The organism is Paraburkholderia sp. SIMBA_027 (assembly GCF_046535315.1).
GTDB lineage: Bacteria > Pseudomonadota > Gammaproteobacteria > Burkholderiales > Burkholderiaceae > Paraburkholderia > Paraburkholderia tropica.
This window is the reverse complement of the sequence record NZ_JAWRWY010000025.1, coordinates 1-15,455: the sequence shown is the minus strand read 5'-3', so window position 1 is coordinate 15,455 and position 15,455 is coordinate 1. Positions and strand designations below refer to the sequence as shown.

The window sequence follows — 15,455 nt, the reverse complement described above, 5'->3', positions numbered from 1 at the left end:
GGCGGCTGCACATGGCGCGTCAACACGGTCTTACGCCGCGCATCGAATAAACTTCCGGTCGGTATGAAGCTGGGAGTTTGAAAGGGACGTGGTAGGCGGAGCACGCAATATTGCGAGAATCGTACGGCGAATTGCACAGCCAACCTGTGCATTGAGAATCAATTCGATTGAAGCGGACGCGATGCCCCATCGGCTGCTTTTTTTGCTTGCGGTTCTGCAGAAGACCCGAATACAATCCGCCGCGTCACAACGAAAGGAGTCCCTCGTGGACACAAGCTCTAGCAGTGGAAGTTCGATGCCGGTCCACGCCGGCGTCGCAGCCGCGAGTTAGCCGCGAATTCGTCGCACAGGACATGTCCTTCGCCGCTAGCTCGCTTTGTCGGGTTAGCGCGCTTCATCGTCGCGCCGATTGTCGGGCTTGTGCTCGCATTGGTGTCGCCATCAGCACGCTCCCTTTGTTGAATTGAATCGTGTCGCGCGCACACGCGTTTTGCGTTGCGCCGTCGCGTCATCATTCGCCGTTCCGGCTCGTCTGGCCGGACGGAGGTGGGCTTATGTTCGTCAAAAATTTTTCGGTATCGCACCGTGGCGTGGTCGCGCGAGATGTATTTGCCGTATTTCACGCGGCTTTAAAAAAGAAATCGCTTAATGACCTCGCAATCGTCCAGGCAATTGCGCCGGACGCACTCGCCGCGACAATCATGAAAATGCCCCGCAAACGCGCAGTGATGCAGGCAGCGACGCCCGTTCGCCTTGGCGCGCTGATCGCACTTTGCCTCGCGCAGTCCGCATTCGCGCAAAGTGCGGATGCGCCCACTGGTTTGTGGAGCCGCTCGACGCTGTTCGGCGATCTGGGCGGGCTGCGCCCTTGGCTCGATGCGCGTGGCGTGACGTTCGGGCTGCAGGAAACCAGCGAGTATCTGAACAATCTCTCGGGCGGCACGCACCGGAGCGGCGCGTACGACGGATTCACGGAATTGAGCGTCGGCGTCGATACGCAAAAAGCGTTCGGCTGGTTTGGCGGCGTCTTCAATGTTTCCGCGCTGCAGATACACGGCACGAGCCTCACGCAACGCAATCTTCAGGCGCTGCAGGCGGTGTCCGGTGTCGAAGCCGATGCCGGCACGCGTCTGTGGGAACTCTGGTATCAGCAGTCGTTCGCGAGCGGCAAGGCCGACATCAAGATCGGCCAGCAAAGCGCCGATCAGGAATTCATGGCCAGCGAGTACGCGGGCGCGTTCATGAACGCCACGTTCGGCTGGCCGGTGCTGCCGTCCGTCGATATGCCCGCGGGCGGCCCCGCGTATCCGCTTTCGTCGCTCGGCGTACGGTTGCGCGTGACGCCGTCGAATGCGTGGACCGTGCTCGCGGGCGTATTCGACGGCAATCCTTCGGGCATCGGCAGCGGAAGCGCCAACAGCAACGGCGACGCGCACGGCACGAATTTCAATCTGCACGATGGCGCGCTGTTCATCGGCGAAGTGCAATATGCGTTGAATGCGTCCGATACATCTGCGCCCGATGCCAAATCATCAGGATTGCCAGGTACCTACAAACTGGGGTTCTGGTACAACACGCAACATTTCGCCGATCAGCAATTCGATACCGGCGGTGTTTCGCTCGCCAATCCCGCGAGCACGGGCATGGCGCAATCGCATCGCGGCGATTACGGCCTGTACGCCGTGGCCGATCAGATGGTCTGGCGTCCCTCGGCGGACAGTCCGCAATCGCTTGGCGTGTTCGCACGCGTGATGGGCGCGCCGGGCGATCGCAATCTCGTCGATCTCGCAGTCAATGCGGGCGTCACGCTCAAGGCGCCGTTCACCGGCCGCGACAACGACGTGGCGGGGCTCGCGGTGAGCTACGCGAAAATCGGCTCGCACGCGCGAGGTCTCGCGAACGATACGGCGGCTGTGACGCCAGGCTATCCGGCGCTCAGTTCGGAAACGGTGCTGGAAGCGACGTATCAGTTTCAGATTGCGCCGTGGTGGCAGGTGCAGGCCGACTTTCAGTACGTGTTCCGTCCGGGCGGCGGCGTGCCCGATCCGCAGAATACGTCCCGTCGTATCGGCGACGAGGCGGTGGTCGGCGTGAGGACCGTCGTTGCATTCTGATCGATGCCAATAAAAAGGCGCGCCGTGCGTGGCGCGCCTTTTTATCGCTTTGTGTCCGGGTTTGTGTCCTGTTTCGTGTCCGGTTTTGTGTCCGGATTCGTGGCGATCAATAAGCCGCAACCCAGTGTCCAGGCACCCACGCCCAGTGATTGCCTTCCCAGCGGTAGTGGCCCTTCACCCAGTGATAACCGGGCGACGGCGCGGGCGGCACGACCTCGACGCGCGGGGCCGGCTCGGGCGGCCGCGCGGGCTCCACCACGCAGGCCGAAAGCAGCGCGGCGCTCGTGAACAAAGCGGTGAGCAGCATCGGCTTCGTTTTCATGATCAGGTTCCTCCTTGATGTGTGATTGGCTTGTTGGTCGTGCGGGGATGCGTCCGGCGCTGCGAATTGCGTCGCGCCAGGCGTCTTGTCATGTGCGGATCAAACCCGTCATCGGCCGCGTCGTGCCTGCTTCGGCGAACAGCGCGGCAGCCGTGCGTTGCGGATCGAGGCCGAGGCTTTCCGCGGCGGCCCCTGCGATGAGCGCATCGAGCGAAGCAGTCGGTTTGAGATCGCGTCCTTCGTAGAGGTCGGCGTGGCGCAGGCCGGGCCAGTCGGCGATCACGCGTCCGCCCGCGACCGCGCCGCCCATCAGCATCGCCACGGATCCCTGGCCGTGGTCGGTGCCGCCGGTGCCGTTCGCGGCGGCGGTGCGGCCAAACTCCGTCGCCACCAGCACGCTGGTCTTGTCCCATACCGGACCGAGCCCGCTGCGCAGCGCGGCGAGCATCGTGTCGAGCGCCTTCAGCTGATTGCCGAGCCGCGCGTTCTGCGCGCTGTGCGTGTCCCAGCCGCCGGTCTCGATCATCGCGATGCGCGGGCCGTCCGGGCGCGCCAGAAAATCGGCGGCGAGCTTGCCGAGACTGGCCGGGTCCTGCTTCGCGCTCGCGTCGCCCGCGAGGCCGCGTGCGTTCATCGCCGAGGTCCAGAGGCCGCGCAATTGCACGTCGCTCTCGTAAAGCGCGGAGACGCGCGTGAGCAGATCGTCCGACGCGGCGGGCAGCGCGGAGGGCGCATACGACGTTGCGTGCGCCGCGCCACGCAAAGCGAGCGGCACCGTGGGCGCGAGCGCGATGGCGCTGTCGCCGCGCGTCGGACCGATTTGCGCAACGAGGCGATTGAGCCAGCCGTCCTTCACCTGATACGGCGCGCGCCCGCCCGTTTCGAGCACGTTCTGGCCATCGAAATGCGAGCGGTCGCGATACGGCGAAGCGATCGCGTGCACGAACAGCGCCTGCCCCGATCGATACAGTTGCGCGGTCTGCGCGAGCGACGGATGCAGCGCGAACGTGCCGTCGAGTTTCGCGGCCTTGTCCGTGTCGATGGCGAGCGCGCCGCGCAGCGACGCGTAAGCGGGATCGGCATAGGGCACGACGATGTTCAGGCCGTCGGCGGCGCCGCGCTGGATCACGAACACGAAGCGGCGATCGGTGGCCGCGCTCGCGAAAACGAGTTGCGGCGCGACGAGCATCGCGCCCGCGCCGGCGGCGGCGACGCGCAGAAAGTGGCGGCGGGAGAGCATGCGTTATCTCCTCAAAAAGTCGGGCGAGACGAGCAGCAGCGCGACGGCGGTCTGCGCGCTTTCGGCGTGCGCGACGGCCGTGGCCGTGGGCGCGCCGAGCGTGCCGGGCAGCACGCTCTGACCGAGCGTGCGTGGGTCGAGCGTGTCGCCGACACGCGCGGCGAAGCGTTGCGCGACTTCGACGCGGCGCACGAGCGCGTCGGGTGCGGCCCAGCTTGCGGCGATGTCGTCGTAGCCCGCGGGCGAGCCGGGCCGCCACACGGGCTGGCCCAGTTGCGTGAGCAGCGGCGCGGCGTTCAGGCCGCCCGAGCCGCCGCGATCGCGCCAGCCGAGCGCGCGCATCGACGAGACGGTCCAGTCCCACGGCGTCTTGAACTTGGCGTCGTCGGCGGACCAGGCTTGCGGCGCTTCCACCAGCGCGCGATAGACGCTCGGCAGATCGCCGCCGCTTTGCTCGAACACTTGCGCGAGGCGGTCGGTGAGCGCGGGCGGCGGATTGTCGGCCACGAAATGGCGTGCGAGCTGAAACGCGATATGGCGGCTCGTCGGCGGCGCGTGCGCGAGGTCGTGCAGAATCGCGAGCGCCTGTCGTTCGTCATCCTGATCATATTGGCGACCCATCACGGTGCGCGTGCCGGGCTCGTGCAGCGCGCGCCGGAACACGAACGCGCCGGGCGCGGCGTTGCCCGGTTGCGGGCCGCGCACGCCCGCCACGCTCCAGCCGGTGAGCGCGCGCGCGAATTCGGTGACGTCGGCCTGCGTGTAGCCGGTGCGCACGCCGAGCGTGTGCAGCTCCATGATTTCGCGCGCGAGATTCTCGTTGAGACCGCGTTGATGCGAGGGATCGCGTTGATCGGCGCGCAGCGCGGCTCGGCTGTTCGGGCCGACCGAGCGGATCTGATCGAGAAAGACCTGCATGGCCGCGTGCTGTTCGACGGCGACCAGCAACGCGTCGAAAGTGCCGAGCACGTGCGGGCGGATCGCTTCCATCTCGAACGAACCGGCGAGTCCGGCGAGCGCGGGTTTGTCGACGGAAACCGCAAAGTGATTCGACCAGAAGTGGACGAGGCGCTCGACGAAGGGCGTGTCCGTCTGCAAGGCGCTGTCGAGGCGCGCGTTCACGGCGCTGCGATAGACCTCGACGCCTTCGCGCCGGATCGTGCGATTCACGGCTTGACGTTTGGCCTGAGTCGATGTGGCGGGCGCGGCGTCGCTGGCGGCGTCTTTCATCGCGCTGTTGGCCGCCATATCGCCGCTCAAACCTTGCTGACGCTCCTCGCCGAAGCGCGTCGTAAGCGCGATCGCGCCGGGCTGATCGCGCCAGGCGGCGGGCAGCGCTTCATAGCGCGCGAACTGATCGAGCAGCCAATGTGGCGGATTGTCGGGCGGCGCTTCGTCGGGGCGCGCGCCGAGGCCGAAGCGATTCATGGCGATCGCGGCGGCGCGGGCGGTCGGCAAGCTGTTCATGCGCGCTCCTCGTGACGTGGCGTATTTCCCTTAAACGCGGTGGCGTCGGGAATCCGTCGCGAGGATCGCGATTTTTTTGCGCTGGTTCTGTCACGCGATGCCGCGCGACGTCAGTTCGTCTCGCCCGCTTCGCTGGCCGCGCTCGCGGCGGCGCGCGGCGCTTTGCGCGGCGCGGGCAGTCGCCATTGACCGCTGCGCCTCAAACCTTCGACAAACGTCAGGCGCTCGTCGGGCGTGAGCGTCGCGGCATAGTCGGCGACGCCGCTTTCCACCTTCGCGCGCAAGGCGCTGTCCGCTTCGCGCGTGTGCGCGAGCGCGGTGTCGAGCGCGGCGCGGTCGAGTTGCGGCGCGGCAAGCAGATCGAGCACCTCGCGGCGATCTTCGCGAGCGGCGCGTGCATCCTCGCGGCCTGCGCGGCGCGCGGCCTTGAGCGCGTCGATGAACTGTTGTTGACGCTCGGGCGTCAGGCCGTCGGTGGCGAAACGCAGCGCCGCGCGCGCCATCGGCGTCGGCGGGCTTTGCGTCTGCATCTGCGTTAGCGTATCGATCGCACCGCGCGCGGCGAACCAGCGCCACGCGCCGCCTGCAATCGCGCCGAGCAGAAACACGTTGAGCAGCACCGATCCCACCAGCAGCGCTTTCCAGGAACGGCCGTTCATTCGTCGCTCCCGTCGTCGCCGGCATCGCCGACACTCGATCCCAGATAGCTGCTTTCGTGCGTGAATTCGTGCGCGGCGTCCCGGGCCGCGTCGCGCGATTCGAGCGCACCATGCGGGCCGTACGCGGACGCTGCCGGATGGCCGAGCAGCATCAGCGACATCGCGAGCGCGCCCGCCACGGCGCCCGCGAGTCCCGCGCCCGCGAACGCCGCGCCCGACCACCAGAAGCGCCGGCGTTTCGACGATGCATCGGCGCGAACGGGGCGCTGGGGCACCGGCGCGGGCGCGCTCGCCACGATCTGCTCGACGAGCGCGCGCGAGGGCGGCGCGACCATGTCGCGGGCGAGCCACGCGTCGAGTTCGAGCGCGGCTTCGAGCGCGGCATCGGCTTCGGCGCGATGCGTGCGCGCCCAGGCGAGCGCGTCGGCGCGTTCCGCCTGCGGCCAGCGCCGCGGGTCGGCGCCCCAGGCTTCGACGAGAGTGTGGAATCGTTCGGGTGTCATGCGGAGTCCTTGCCGGCGCCATCACCGGCCAGTTGTGCGCGCAGGGTGCGCCGGGCGCGCGCCAGCAGGCTTTCGAGCGCGTCGACCGAAATGTCCATCAGGCCGGCCGCCTCGAGATTCGAAAGCTCTTGATAGTACGTGAGCACGAGCGCTTCGCGTTGCCGCACGGGCAGCGCGGCCAGCGCCGCGCGCACGCGTTCGTCGCGCGTGCGGGCTTCGATGCGCAGATCGGGCGTGGCGGCCGGATCGGCTTCGTCGGGCAGCGTCTCGGCGGGCTCCTCGCGACGGCCGCGCAGACGGTCGTAGCAGAGATTGAGCGCGACGCGGTGCAGCCAGGTGTCGAAGCGCGCTTCGCCGCTGCGCCAGTGAGGCGCCTGTTTCCAGATGCGCACGAAGGCTTCCTGGGCGATGTCTTCGGCTTCCATGCGGTCGCCGAGCATGCGGGTGGCGAGCGCGAGCAGGCGCGGCAGCTTGCTCAGGACGAGCGTGCGCACCGCGCCGGCGTCGCGTGCGCCGACGCGCGCGACGAGTTCCGCGTCGGGGTCGCGCTCGTTCAAGGCGCGGCGCCGCGGCGCGGCGGATGCGGGTGGCGCGGATGGGGCCGCTGCCGGTGCAGCAACCGCCGCCGCGGCATCGGGCGCGGTGCCGCCTGCCTGCGCCGCACGAGTCTCATCGTCGTCCCCTCCCAGGGCGTGGGCCGGTGCGTGGTGCGCCGCCGTAGCGGCGTCGGCCGGTTCGCGAACGTTCAATATACGACGACCGCGGGCCGGTAGTAGGCCGGACGGGCCGGTACCACGACGCAGCCGGTCAGGATGGCCGCCGCGAGCGTGAGCAGGATGAGGATCTTCATGATCGTGCGCGGGTTCGGTCGGAGTCATTCACCTGGACGGGTTCAGGCCCAGTGGCCCGGCACCCAGCGCCAGTTCGGACCGTGCGCGATCCAGTGGCCCGGCACCCAGCGGTAGCCCGCGCGCACCGGCTGCCAGTGACCGGGACGCCAGACGTAGTCTCCGTGCGCCCAGTGCCAGTGGCCCGGATCCCAGACGAAGCCGGGACGCGGCGGCGGTACGGTTTCGACGCGCATCGGCGGCGGCGCGTGCGGCGCGATGATGACGGTCTGCGCGAATGCGGTGACCGGCACGGCAAACGAAACGCTGGCGAGCGCCAGAACGGCGGCGCTGACGAGCGTGCGAAGCGATGGGTTCGACATGGAAACTCTCCCTCTTTCGTGACGGGCGCGGTGCTGGCGTGGCCCTTGTGCGAATTGAACGGAGTGAGGCGGAGAAATCCGTCGCGGGAGAGGTGAAAATTTTTTCGATGTGGCGTGCGGGCCGGTTTTTTTGGCGCTTCGAGCGCGATCCTTGCGTCCGGTTTACGGTGCAAGCATTACGGCGCGAGCAACGCCGGCGCACACGCCGCCACGGCATCGCGCACGCGCACGATGGCCGCGTCGCGCATCGCGCTGGCGCGCCAGCCCAGTTCGATCGGATAGCCCGGCAGCGCGAGCGGGCACGCCACCATGCGCAGGCCGGTGAGCGCCGCGATGGCGCGCGCGGCGTGGCGCGGAATCGTGGCCACGGCCCGGGTGCCCGCGAGCAGATGCGGCAACGCCGCGAAATGCGTGGTCGATGCGATCACGTTGCGCTTCAGGCCGTGCGCCGCGAGCGCTTCGTCGACGATGCCCACCACGCCGCCCGACGACACGAGAATATGGCCGCGCGCGACGAAGGCATCGAGCGTCAGGCCGTCGCTCTCACGCGTGTTCCTGTCGCCGGGCGGGCACGACGCGGCGTCCAGCAGGCACGCGTAATCGCCCTGACCGAGCGCCTGATGGCTGAGCCCGCGCGCGGAAAAGCCGCCCGCCGCGATCGCCAGATCGATCTCCTGATTGGCGAGGCTGTCGCTCACGATCTGGCTGTAGGTCTGGCGAAAGATCACACGCAGGCCCGGCGCGTGCCGCGCGAGGTGCATCATGATCGGCTGGCCGAGCGCGAGTTCGAAGTCGTCGGAGAGGCCGATGGCGACGGCGCGGCCGTGAAAGTGCGTCGCGTGCGGCGAGGCGATCGCGAGCGACTGGCGGCATTTGTCGAGCGCTTCGCTGATCAGCGGCTTCAGCTCGCGGGCGCGCGCGGTCGGCGCGAGGCCGCGTCCGGTCGGCGTGAAGAGGCGGTCGGCATAGAGCTCCCGCAGACGCTTGAGCGCCGCGCTGACCGCGGGCTGCGTCATGTCGAGGCGGATCGCCGCACGGCTCGCGCCGCCTTCCTCGAAGAGCGCTTCGAAGATCTTCAGCAGATTCAGGTCGACGTCGGAGATATCACTCGCAGGCATAGCTGAAATGGACTGCGCCGGTGGGCGCGCGGTGGCGATCCCGCCATGATACGGACACGCACACATACGGAGAACATCATGTCGAAATCGAAGGTGGCGGCATTGCAGATCGGCTCGTCGGCGCAGGGCAAGGCCGCAACGCTCGAGCACATCCTGTCGTTCGAGGCGGCGATCCGCGACTCGGGCGCGCAGCTCGTGGTCATGCCCGAGGCGCTGCTCGGCGGCTATCCGAAGGGCGAGATCTTCGGCACGCGGCTGGGCTACCGTCTGCCCGAGGGACGCGAGGCGTTCGCGGCCTACTACGAGAACGCCATCGACGTGCCGGGCGCGGAAACGGCCGCGCTCGCCGAATTGTCAGCGCGCTGCGGGGCGTCGATCGTGATCGGCGTGATCGAACGCGCGGGCAGCACGTTGTATTGCACGGCGCTCTTTTTCGATCCGCAGGCGGGGCTGGTCGCGAAGCACCGCAAGCTCATGCCGACCGGCACCGAACGGCTGATCTGGGGGCAGGGCGACGGATCGACGCTGCCCGTGGTGAACACGGCGGCGGGCGTGGCGGGCGCGGCGATCTGCTGGGAGAATCACATGCCGCTGCTGCGCATGGCGATGTACGCGAAAGGTGTGCAGATCTGGTGCGCGCCGACCGTCGACGAGCGCGAGATCTGGCAATGCTCGATGCGACATATTGCCCACGAGGGGCGGTGTTTCGTGATCAGCGCGTGCCAGGTGCAACCGTCGCCGTCGGCGCTCGGCATCGAGGTGCCGGGCTGGGATCCGGCGCGTCCGCTGATCAATGGCGGCAGCGTGATCGTCGGGCCGCTCGGCGAAATCCTCGCGGGACCGCTGCACGGCGAGACCGGCCTCGTGGTCGCGCAGATCGACACCGACGAACTGATCCGCGCGCGCTACGACTTCGACGTGGTGGGCCATTACGCCCGTCCGGACGTGTTCGCGCTGAACGTGGACGAGCGCGCGAAGCGCAGCGTGCAGTTCACGGGCGGCGAGCCTGGCGGCCTGTGAATCGCCTGCGTCGAGTTGATTCGTATCGCTAAGTAATTTGCTGATGAAACATGCGCGGCGCAAAGCGATTCGCGCGCCGCATTGTTGCCGCCCGCGTCATTGATTGATGCGCGCGGCGACATTGATCGGCGTGCGAGGGGCCGTTAGGCTCCCGGGTGGCCCGCGAGGCGCCGCCCATCACTCCATGCACGCTCCATGTCTGCACCGCAATCCACCGCGCCGCTCAGCGGCGGCAAGCTCGCGCTCGGCACCATTGCCGTGTCGCTGGCGATGTTCATGAACGTGCTCGATTCGTCGATCGCGAACGTCGCCATCCCGACCATTTCCGGCGACCTCGGCGTGTCCGTCGACGAAGGCACGTGGGTCATCACGATCTTCGCGGCCGCCAACGCCGTTTCCATTCCGCTCACCGGCTGGCTCACGCAGCGTTTCGGCCAGGTGAAACTGTTCGTCACCTCGATCCTGTTGTTCGTGCTGGCCTCGTGGCTGTGCGGCATGGCGCCGAACCTGCCCACGCTGCTCGCCGCGCGCATTCTGCAAGGCGTGGTGGCCGGACCGCTCGCGCCGCTTTCGCAGGCGCTGCTGCTCGGCTCGTGGCCCAAACAGAAGTCGTCGACGGCGCTCGCGCTCTGGTCGATGACCGCGCTGATCGGGCCGATCGCCGGGCCGTCGCTCGGCGGCTGGATCACCTACGACTACAACTGGTCGTGGATCTTCTATATCAACGTGCCGGTGGGCCTGTTCGCCGCCGCCGTCACGTGGTTCATCTATCGCGACCGCGAGTCGGCCACGCGGCGCATGCCGATCGACGGCGTGGGGCTGATCCTGCTCGTCGTGTGGGTGGCCTCGCTGCAGATCATGCTCGACAAGGGCAAGGATCTCGCGTGGTTCGATTCGCCGCTGATCGTGGCGCTCGCGATCGTGGCGCTGGTGGGCTTCGCGTTCTTCGTGGTGTGGGAACTGACCGAAAAGAATCCGGTGGTCGACATCCGCCTGTTTTCGCAGCGCAATTTCGCGGGCGGCACGATCTCGATCTCGGTGGCCTACGGCATGTTCTTCGGCACGCTCGTGCTGTTGCCGCAATGGATGCAGGGCTATCTCGGCTACCGTGCCGTGGATTCGGGTCTCACCACCGCGCCGCTCGGCATCTTCGCCGTGGTGCTCACGCCGATCATCGGGCGCATTCTGCCGCGTAGCGACCCACGCTACATCGCCACGCTCGCGTTCATCGGCTTCGCCGCGGTGTTCCTCATGCGCACGCAGTTCTACACCGACGTCTCGCACTGGGACCTCGTGCTGCCCACGCTGCTGCAGGGCATTCCGATGGCGATGTTCTTCGTGCCGCTTACCTCGATCATTCTTTCGGGGCTGCCGCCCGAGAAGATTCCGGCGGCCGCCGGGCTCTCGAACTTCGCGCGCACATTCTGCGGCGCGGTGGGCACCTCGCTGATCGGCAACGCCTGGAACGACCGCACGATCCTGCATCACGTGCGGCTCACGGAGCAGGCCAGCGTGACCAATCCGGCCTTCATGCAGAGCGTGGAGTCGGCGCGCCAGTCGCTGCACGTGAGCACCGACGCGGCCTATGGGCTGTTCAACTTCTCGGTGGATGCACAGGCCGCGGTAATGGGGCTGAACGACATTTTCTATATCTCGGCGTTCATATTTATCGGCATTATTCCACTCATCTGGATTACGCGCCCTTCAAAAAGTTCCGCAGATTCTTCAAATACTGCCGGCGCCCACTGATTACGGGAACTTTTTGCGTTTAAATGAATACGGCCCGATATTTCGGGCCGTTGTTTTTTAATCGGGGATTGAAACGCACGCGAAAGCCGGGCGTAATTGACAGCGCATTGTCGCAGCGAAATCGCGACGTTTGGCCGCATGGGCCGCCAATAAAAATGGGGCGGCCCGCAGCAACGGACCACCCCACCTGTCCGTTGCAACTGTTCCGGAGTTTCTTCAGACCCGGAAATATTACCATGGCCTCAAGCCTTGAATTAACGCACTTTTGACAATAATCAAGTTCGTGATCTTGACAGTGGCGTCGCGTGATTGCCACAGCCGTGTGACAGACAGATGACGCGGGCGATTCGATTTTTCCCTTTGCGCACAAGGTTTTAAGCGTCGATTTTCGGATATTTCCAGATTTCGCAAATATCTGTTCCAGCACTTGCGTACTGCGATTTGCGCACTTTGGCACTTAAACTTCGCTGCGAGATTGCCGGGATGGCTCCAATACCCGGATCCATTCAGGTCAGTCTGAATGTCAATTTAAGGAAAGTCATGAAGAACACTCTGATTATCGCGGGCGTCCTGAGCGCCTTCGCAGTTTCGGCTCACGCACAAAGCAGCGTCACGCTGTACGGTTCGCTGGATGCGGGTATCGTCTACGCGAACAACGCAGGCGGCCATTCGCAATGGAACCAGGGCAGCGGCGCTCTGTCCGACACGTACTTCGGCCTGAAGGGCAGCGAAGACCTCGGTGGCGGTCTGCATGCGATCTTCACGTTGGAAAACGGCTTTAACCTGAACAACGGCAAGGACACGGAAAGCAACACCATGTTCAACCGTCAGGCTTACGTTGGTCTGCAAAGCGATCGCTTCGGTACGGTGACGCTGGGCCGCCAGTACGACTCGATGGTTGACTACCTGTCGCCGCTGTCGGAAGCAGGCGCTGGCTACGGCAACAACCTGGCCGCTCACCCGTTCGACAACGACAACCTCGACCACTCGTTCTCGATCAAGAACGCAGTGAAGTACACGAGCGCGAACTACGCTGGCTTCAAGGTCGGCGGCCTGTACGGCTTCAGCAACGACGCCGGCCAGTTCTCGAACAACCGCGCATGGAGCGTCGGTGCTTCGTACAACAACGGCCCGCTGAACGCAGCCGCTGCTTACCTGCAAATGAACAACTCGCGCACGAACTCGAACACGAGCGGCGCGAACTCGGCTGGCGCAGGCAACAACACGAACCTGTCGGCTGAAACGCAACGCACGTTCGGCGCTGGCGTGAACTACTCGTACGGCCCGGCAACGGTCGGCTTCGTGTGGACCCACACGCAGTACGAAGGCCTGATCGCTGGCTCGCAAGGCGGCGACACGCTGTACACGTTCGCGAACAACACGAACCTGCACCTCGACAACTTCGAACTGAATGGCCGTTACGCGCTGACCCCGGCTCTGAGCCTGGACGCGTCGTACACGTTCACGGACGGCAAGCTGAAGAACTCGGCTGGCTCGACGGATCCGAAGTGGCACACCGTTTCGCTGCAAGCTGACTACTCGCTCTCGAAGCGTACCGATGTGTACGTCGAAGGCGTCTACCAGCACGCATCGGGTTCGCTGGGCAACCAGGCAAACGTGGCTATGATCAACACGCTGTCGCCGTCGACGACGCCGAACCAGATCGCTGCTACGGTTGGTCTGCGTCACCGCTTCTAATCGAAGCCTGATGTAAGCCTTCATCGTCAGACGAAGGGCGCGCGAACCGGATCGGCCGGTCCGGTCCCGCGCTGCTCGACTGGCGATCGAACTGGCCCGTCATGCGGATCGCGCTCACAAGGCGCGTTTCGCTGGCGGGCCAGTTTGTTTTGGTGGCGCGTGTTTTTGCGCCGCCCGATCGTGCGTACGAACGCATCGTCAGTTATTGCGGCGCGCACGGAACCGCTTTACCCTGTGAGTCGCCATCTCACACCGGAGTCCGCCGATGCAAGCGTTGCCCTTACGTTTGTCGCCCGGAGACGATCTGCGCGAAACACTGGCCGCCGCGCTCGCCCGGCACGGCGTGCAGGCGGCGTTCGTGGTGCAGGGCATCGGCAGCCTGAGCGCGGTGGAACTGCGCTATGCGGGCGTCGATACACCGGCGTCGCTGCGCGGCGATTTCGAAATTCTCACGCTGGCCGGTTCGTTGTCGCGCGACGGCGCCCATCTGCATGCGAGCGTGTCCGACGCATACGGCCGCGTATCGGGCGGCCACGTCGCGCACGGCTGCATCGTGCGCACAACCGCCGAAGTGCTGCTCATGCTGTTGCCCGACTACGCGTTCACGCGCGAGCACGATGCGCAAACCGGCTTCATGGAACTCGTCGTGCGCAAGGCGTAACGTGTAGCGCGAAAAACGCGGACGTGAAAAAACGGCGGACGGTCGATGACCGTGCCGCCGTTTTCTTGTCGGCTAAGCCGCTATACCGCTGCGCGCGACCTAGAACTTCAGACGCATGCCCGCGGCCACCACGGCTTGCGTGTTGCTCGACGAAGCCGCGAGGTTATAGATCGACGCGTTGCCCAGCACGGCGATGCCGTTCGCGCCCGAGACGCGCTGATACGTGCCTTCAAGATACAGATCGGTGCGCTTCGACAGCGCGTAGTCGGCCTGCAGCATGAACTGGTTCCAGTGCGGCGACGCATTGCCTGCCGCGCGGCTCAGCGAACCGTCGGTGTAGGTGTACGAACCGCCCAGGCTGAATTGCGGCGTGAGCTGGTAGCGGCCGTTCACTTCGTAGTTGTTGAACGTGAGGTAGTCGGCGTCGAAGGTGTTGAGCGAGCCGCCCTGCGCGATTTCCGTCGGCGAAGCGATCATGGTGCGCGTGAACACCACGCCCACCTTGGCCGCGCCGATCGTGTAGCTGCCGCCTGCGCCGAGCGTGCGCGTACGCGCGCTGACAAACATCGGATCGTTGTCGGTGCTGCTGCCCGCGGAGAGTGCGCCGCCCGTGGTCGAGCCCGGGTTGTTGCCCTGGAAGTACGCGACCGCGAGGTTGATCGGGCCGCCGTTCCACGACGCGCCGAAGGTGTACGCGTTGTTCATCGAGAAGCCGCCGCCCTGATTGCTGAACGCGTAGGCGCCTTCGACCTGGAAGCCCGAGTAGATCGGGCTGCGGTACTTGACGGCGTTGTTCATGCGCACGTCGTTATTCAGGTTGTCGTTGTCGAACGGGTGATCGGCGATATTGCCGCCGAAACCCGAGCCCGTTGCCGACATCGGCGCGATCATGTCGACGAGCGCGTCATACTGGCGGCCCAGCGTGAGCGAGCCGTATTGATCGCTGGCGAGGCCGACCCAGGCTTGCCGGCCGAACAGATAGCCGCCGTTCGAACCCTTGCCGTTGACGACCGAGAAACCGTTCTCGAGCTGGAAGATCGCCTTGAGGCCGCCACCGAGATCTTCGGAGCCGCGCAGACCCCAGCGGCTCGTGCTCAGGTTGCCCGACTGCACGGCCCAGGCCGTGCCGTGACCCGCCGACGACTTCTGGTTGCTGATGTAGTCGATCCCTGCGTCGACGGTACCGTACAGCGTGACGCTGCTTTGTGCGTGCGCCATCGACGACGCTGCCACGGTGGCGAGGGCGAGAGTATTCAACAACGCTTTTTTCATGTCGATTCCGTAGATGAAAAGAATTTCGCCGCGCGGACAGGAGAGCGTGTGATTAGTAGTCCGATGGGGGGCTGTGAGCCCGTGCGGCGGGAACCGAGAATTTAAGGAAATGCAATTACAGGTCCGTGTCGAAAACGGCCTGAAAAATGAAACATGGTTTAAGTTGTTGATGCGGAAAATTTAGAATCGCGCACGGCAGGCGTGAACACCGCGCGGAACAGGGGCGGCGAGGTGCGCGGAGAAGCACACCGAAAGGTCTTGAAAGCGGATGCACAGGGCAGGCGAACCGCGCCACGTTGCAGAATGTGTGGCGCGGGAGCGACGCTAATTGATGCGCTGATTGACGCGCTGATTGACGCGCTGATTGACGCGCTGATTGACGCGCTGATTGACGCGCTGATTGACGCGCTGATTGACGCGCT

The 15,455-nt window shown here is 65.8% G+C and carries 14 protein-coding genes; 5 read left to right on the top strand and 9 right to left on the bottom strand.

Going from position 1 to position 15,455, the window contains the following annotated elements; all coding sequences use genetic code 11:
• Positions 1-701: 701 nt before the first annotated feature.
• The gene (locus SB764_RS33860) at positions 702-2,114 is read left to right on the top strand and encodes a carbohydrate porin (protein WP_410866079.1); all 1,413 of its coding nucleotides are present in this window, start codon (positions 702-704) and stop codon (positions 2,112-2,114) included.
• 106 nt (positions 2,115-2,220) lie between these two features.
• Here the strand turns inward: SB764_RS33860 and SB764_RS33855 are convergent, their stop codons facing one another.
• The 8 genes from SB764_RS33855 to SB764_RS33820 all read right to left on the bottom strand — a co-directional run bounded on the left by SB764_RS33855 (position 2,221) and on the right by SB764_RS33820 (position 8,633).
• Complete coding sequence (locus SB764_RS33855) at positions 2,221-2,436, bottom strand: YXWGXW repeat-containing protein (protein ID WP_065059919.1); 216 nt, start codon at positions 2,434-2,436, stop codon at positions 2,221-2,223.
• An 88-nt stretch (positions 2,437-2,524) separates the two neighbouring features.
• Positions 2,525-3,676 carry a DUF1501 domain-containing protein gene (locus SB764_RS33850; protein ID WP_410866078.1) on the bottom strand — a complete coding sequence of 384 codons (1,152 nt, stop codon included), beginning with the start codon at positions 3,674-3,676 and terminating at the stop codon, positions 2,525-2,527.
• A gap of 3 nt (positions 3,677-3,679) precedes the next feature.
• Complete coding sequence (locus SB764_RS33845) at positions 3,680-5,143, bottom strand: DUF1800 family protein (RefSeq protein WP_410866077.1); 1,464 nt, start codon at positions 5,141-5,143, stop codon at positions 3,680-3,682.
• Positions 5,144-5,253: 110 nt separating this feature from the next.
• On the bottom strand, positions 5,254-5,802 hold the full coding sequence (locus SB764_RS33840; protein WP_321868329.1) for a periplasmic heavy metal sensor: 549 nt from the start codon (positions 5,800-5,802) through the stop codon (positions 5,254-5,256).
• Complete coding sequence (locus SB764_RS33835; RefSeq protein WP_410866076.1) at positions 5,799-6,305, bottom strand: hypothetical protein; 507 nt, start codon at positions 6,303-6,305, stop codon at positions 5,799-5,801. Before SB764_RS33835 ends, SB764_RS33840 begins: the two co-directional genes overlap by 4 nt.
• The gene (locus SB764_RS33830; protein WP_373681590.1) at positions 6,302-7,057 is read right to left on the bottom strand and encodes an RNA polymerase sigma factor; all 756 of its coding nucleotides are present in this window, start codon (positions 7,055-7,057) and stop codon (positions 6,302-6,304) included. Before SB764_RS33830 ends, SB764_RS33835 begins: the two co-directional genes overlap by 4 nt.
• Positions 7,058-7,197: 140 nt before the next feature.
• The gene (locus SB764_RS33825; RefSeq protein ID WP_321893531.1) at positions 7,198-7,515 is read right to left on the bottom strand and encodes a YXWGXW repeat-containing protein; all 318 of its coding nucleotides are present in this window, start codon (positions 7,513-7,515) and stop codon (positions 7,198-7,200) included.
• 176 nt (positions 7,516-7,691) lie between these two features.
• Positions 7,692-8,633 carry a LysR family transcriptional regulator gene (locus SB764_RS33820; protein WP_321852766.1) on the bottom strand — a complete coding sequence of 314 codons (942 nt, stop codon included), beginning with the start codon at positions 8,631-8,633 and terminating at the stop codon, positions 7,692-7,694.
• Positions 8,634-8,711: 78 nt separating this feature from the next.
• Here SB764_RS33820 and SB764_RS33815 point away from each other — a divergent pair, with 78 nt between their 5' ends.
• The 4 genes from SB764_RS33815 to SB764_RS33800 all read left to right on the top strand — a co-directional run bounded on the left by SB764_RS33815 (position 8,712) and on the right by SB764_RS33800 (position 13,761).
• Positions 8,712-9,653, top strand: coding sequence for a carbon-nitrogen hydrolase family protein (locus SB764_RS33815; RefSeq protein WP_065057961.1), 942 nt, complete (start codon positions 8,712-8,714; stop codon positions 9,651-9,653).
• 195 nt (positions 9,654-9,848) lie between these two features.
• Complete coding sequence (locus tag SB764_RS33810) at positions 9,849-11,402, top strand: DHA2 family efflux MFS transporter permease subunit (protein ID WP_410866075.1); 1,554 nt, start codon at positions 9,849-9,851, stop codon at positions 11,400-11,402.
• Between the two features lie 540 nt (positions 11,403-11,942).
• Positions 11,943-13,100, top strand: coding sequence for a porin (locus SB764_RS33805; protein WP_065057963.1), 1,158 nt, complete (start codon positions 11,943-11,945; stop codon positions 13,098-13,100).
• A 265-nt stretch (positions 13,101-13,365) separates the two neighbouring features.
• The gene (locus SB764_RS33800) at positions 13,366-13,761 is read left to right on the top strand and encodes a PPC domain-containing DNA-binding protein (RefSeq protein ID WP_410866074.1); all 396 of its coding nucleotides are present in this window, start codon (positions 13,366-13,368) and stop codon (positions 13,759-13,761) included.
• Positions 13,762-13,860: 99 nt separating this feature from the next.
• Here SB764_RS33800 and SB764_RS33795 read toward each other — a convergent pair whose 3' ends face one another.
• Complete coding sequence (locus tag SB764_RS33795; RefSeq protein ID WP_065057965.1) at positions 13,861-15,033, bottom strand: porin; 1,173 nt, start codon at positions 15,031-15,033, stop codon at positions 13,861-13,863.
• Between the last annotated feature and the right edge of the window lie 422 nt (positions 15,034-15,455).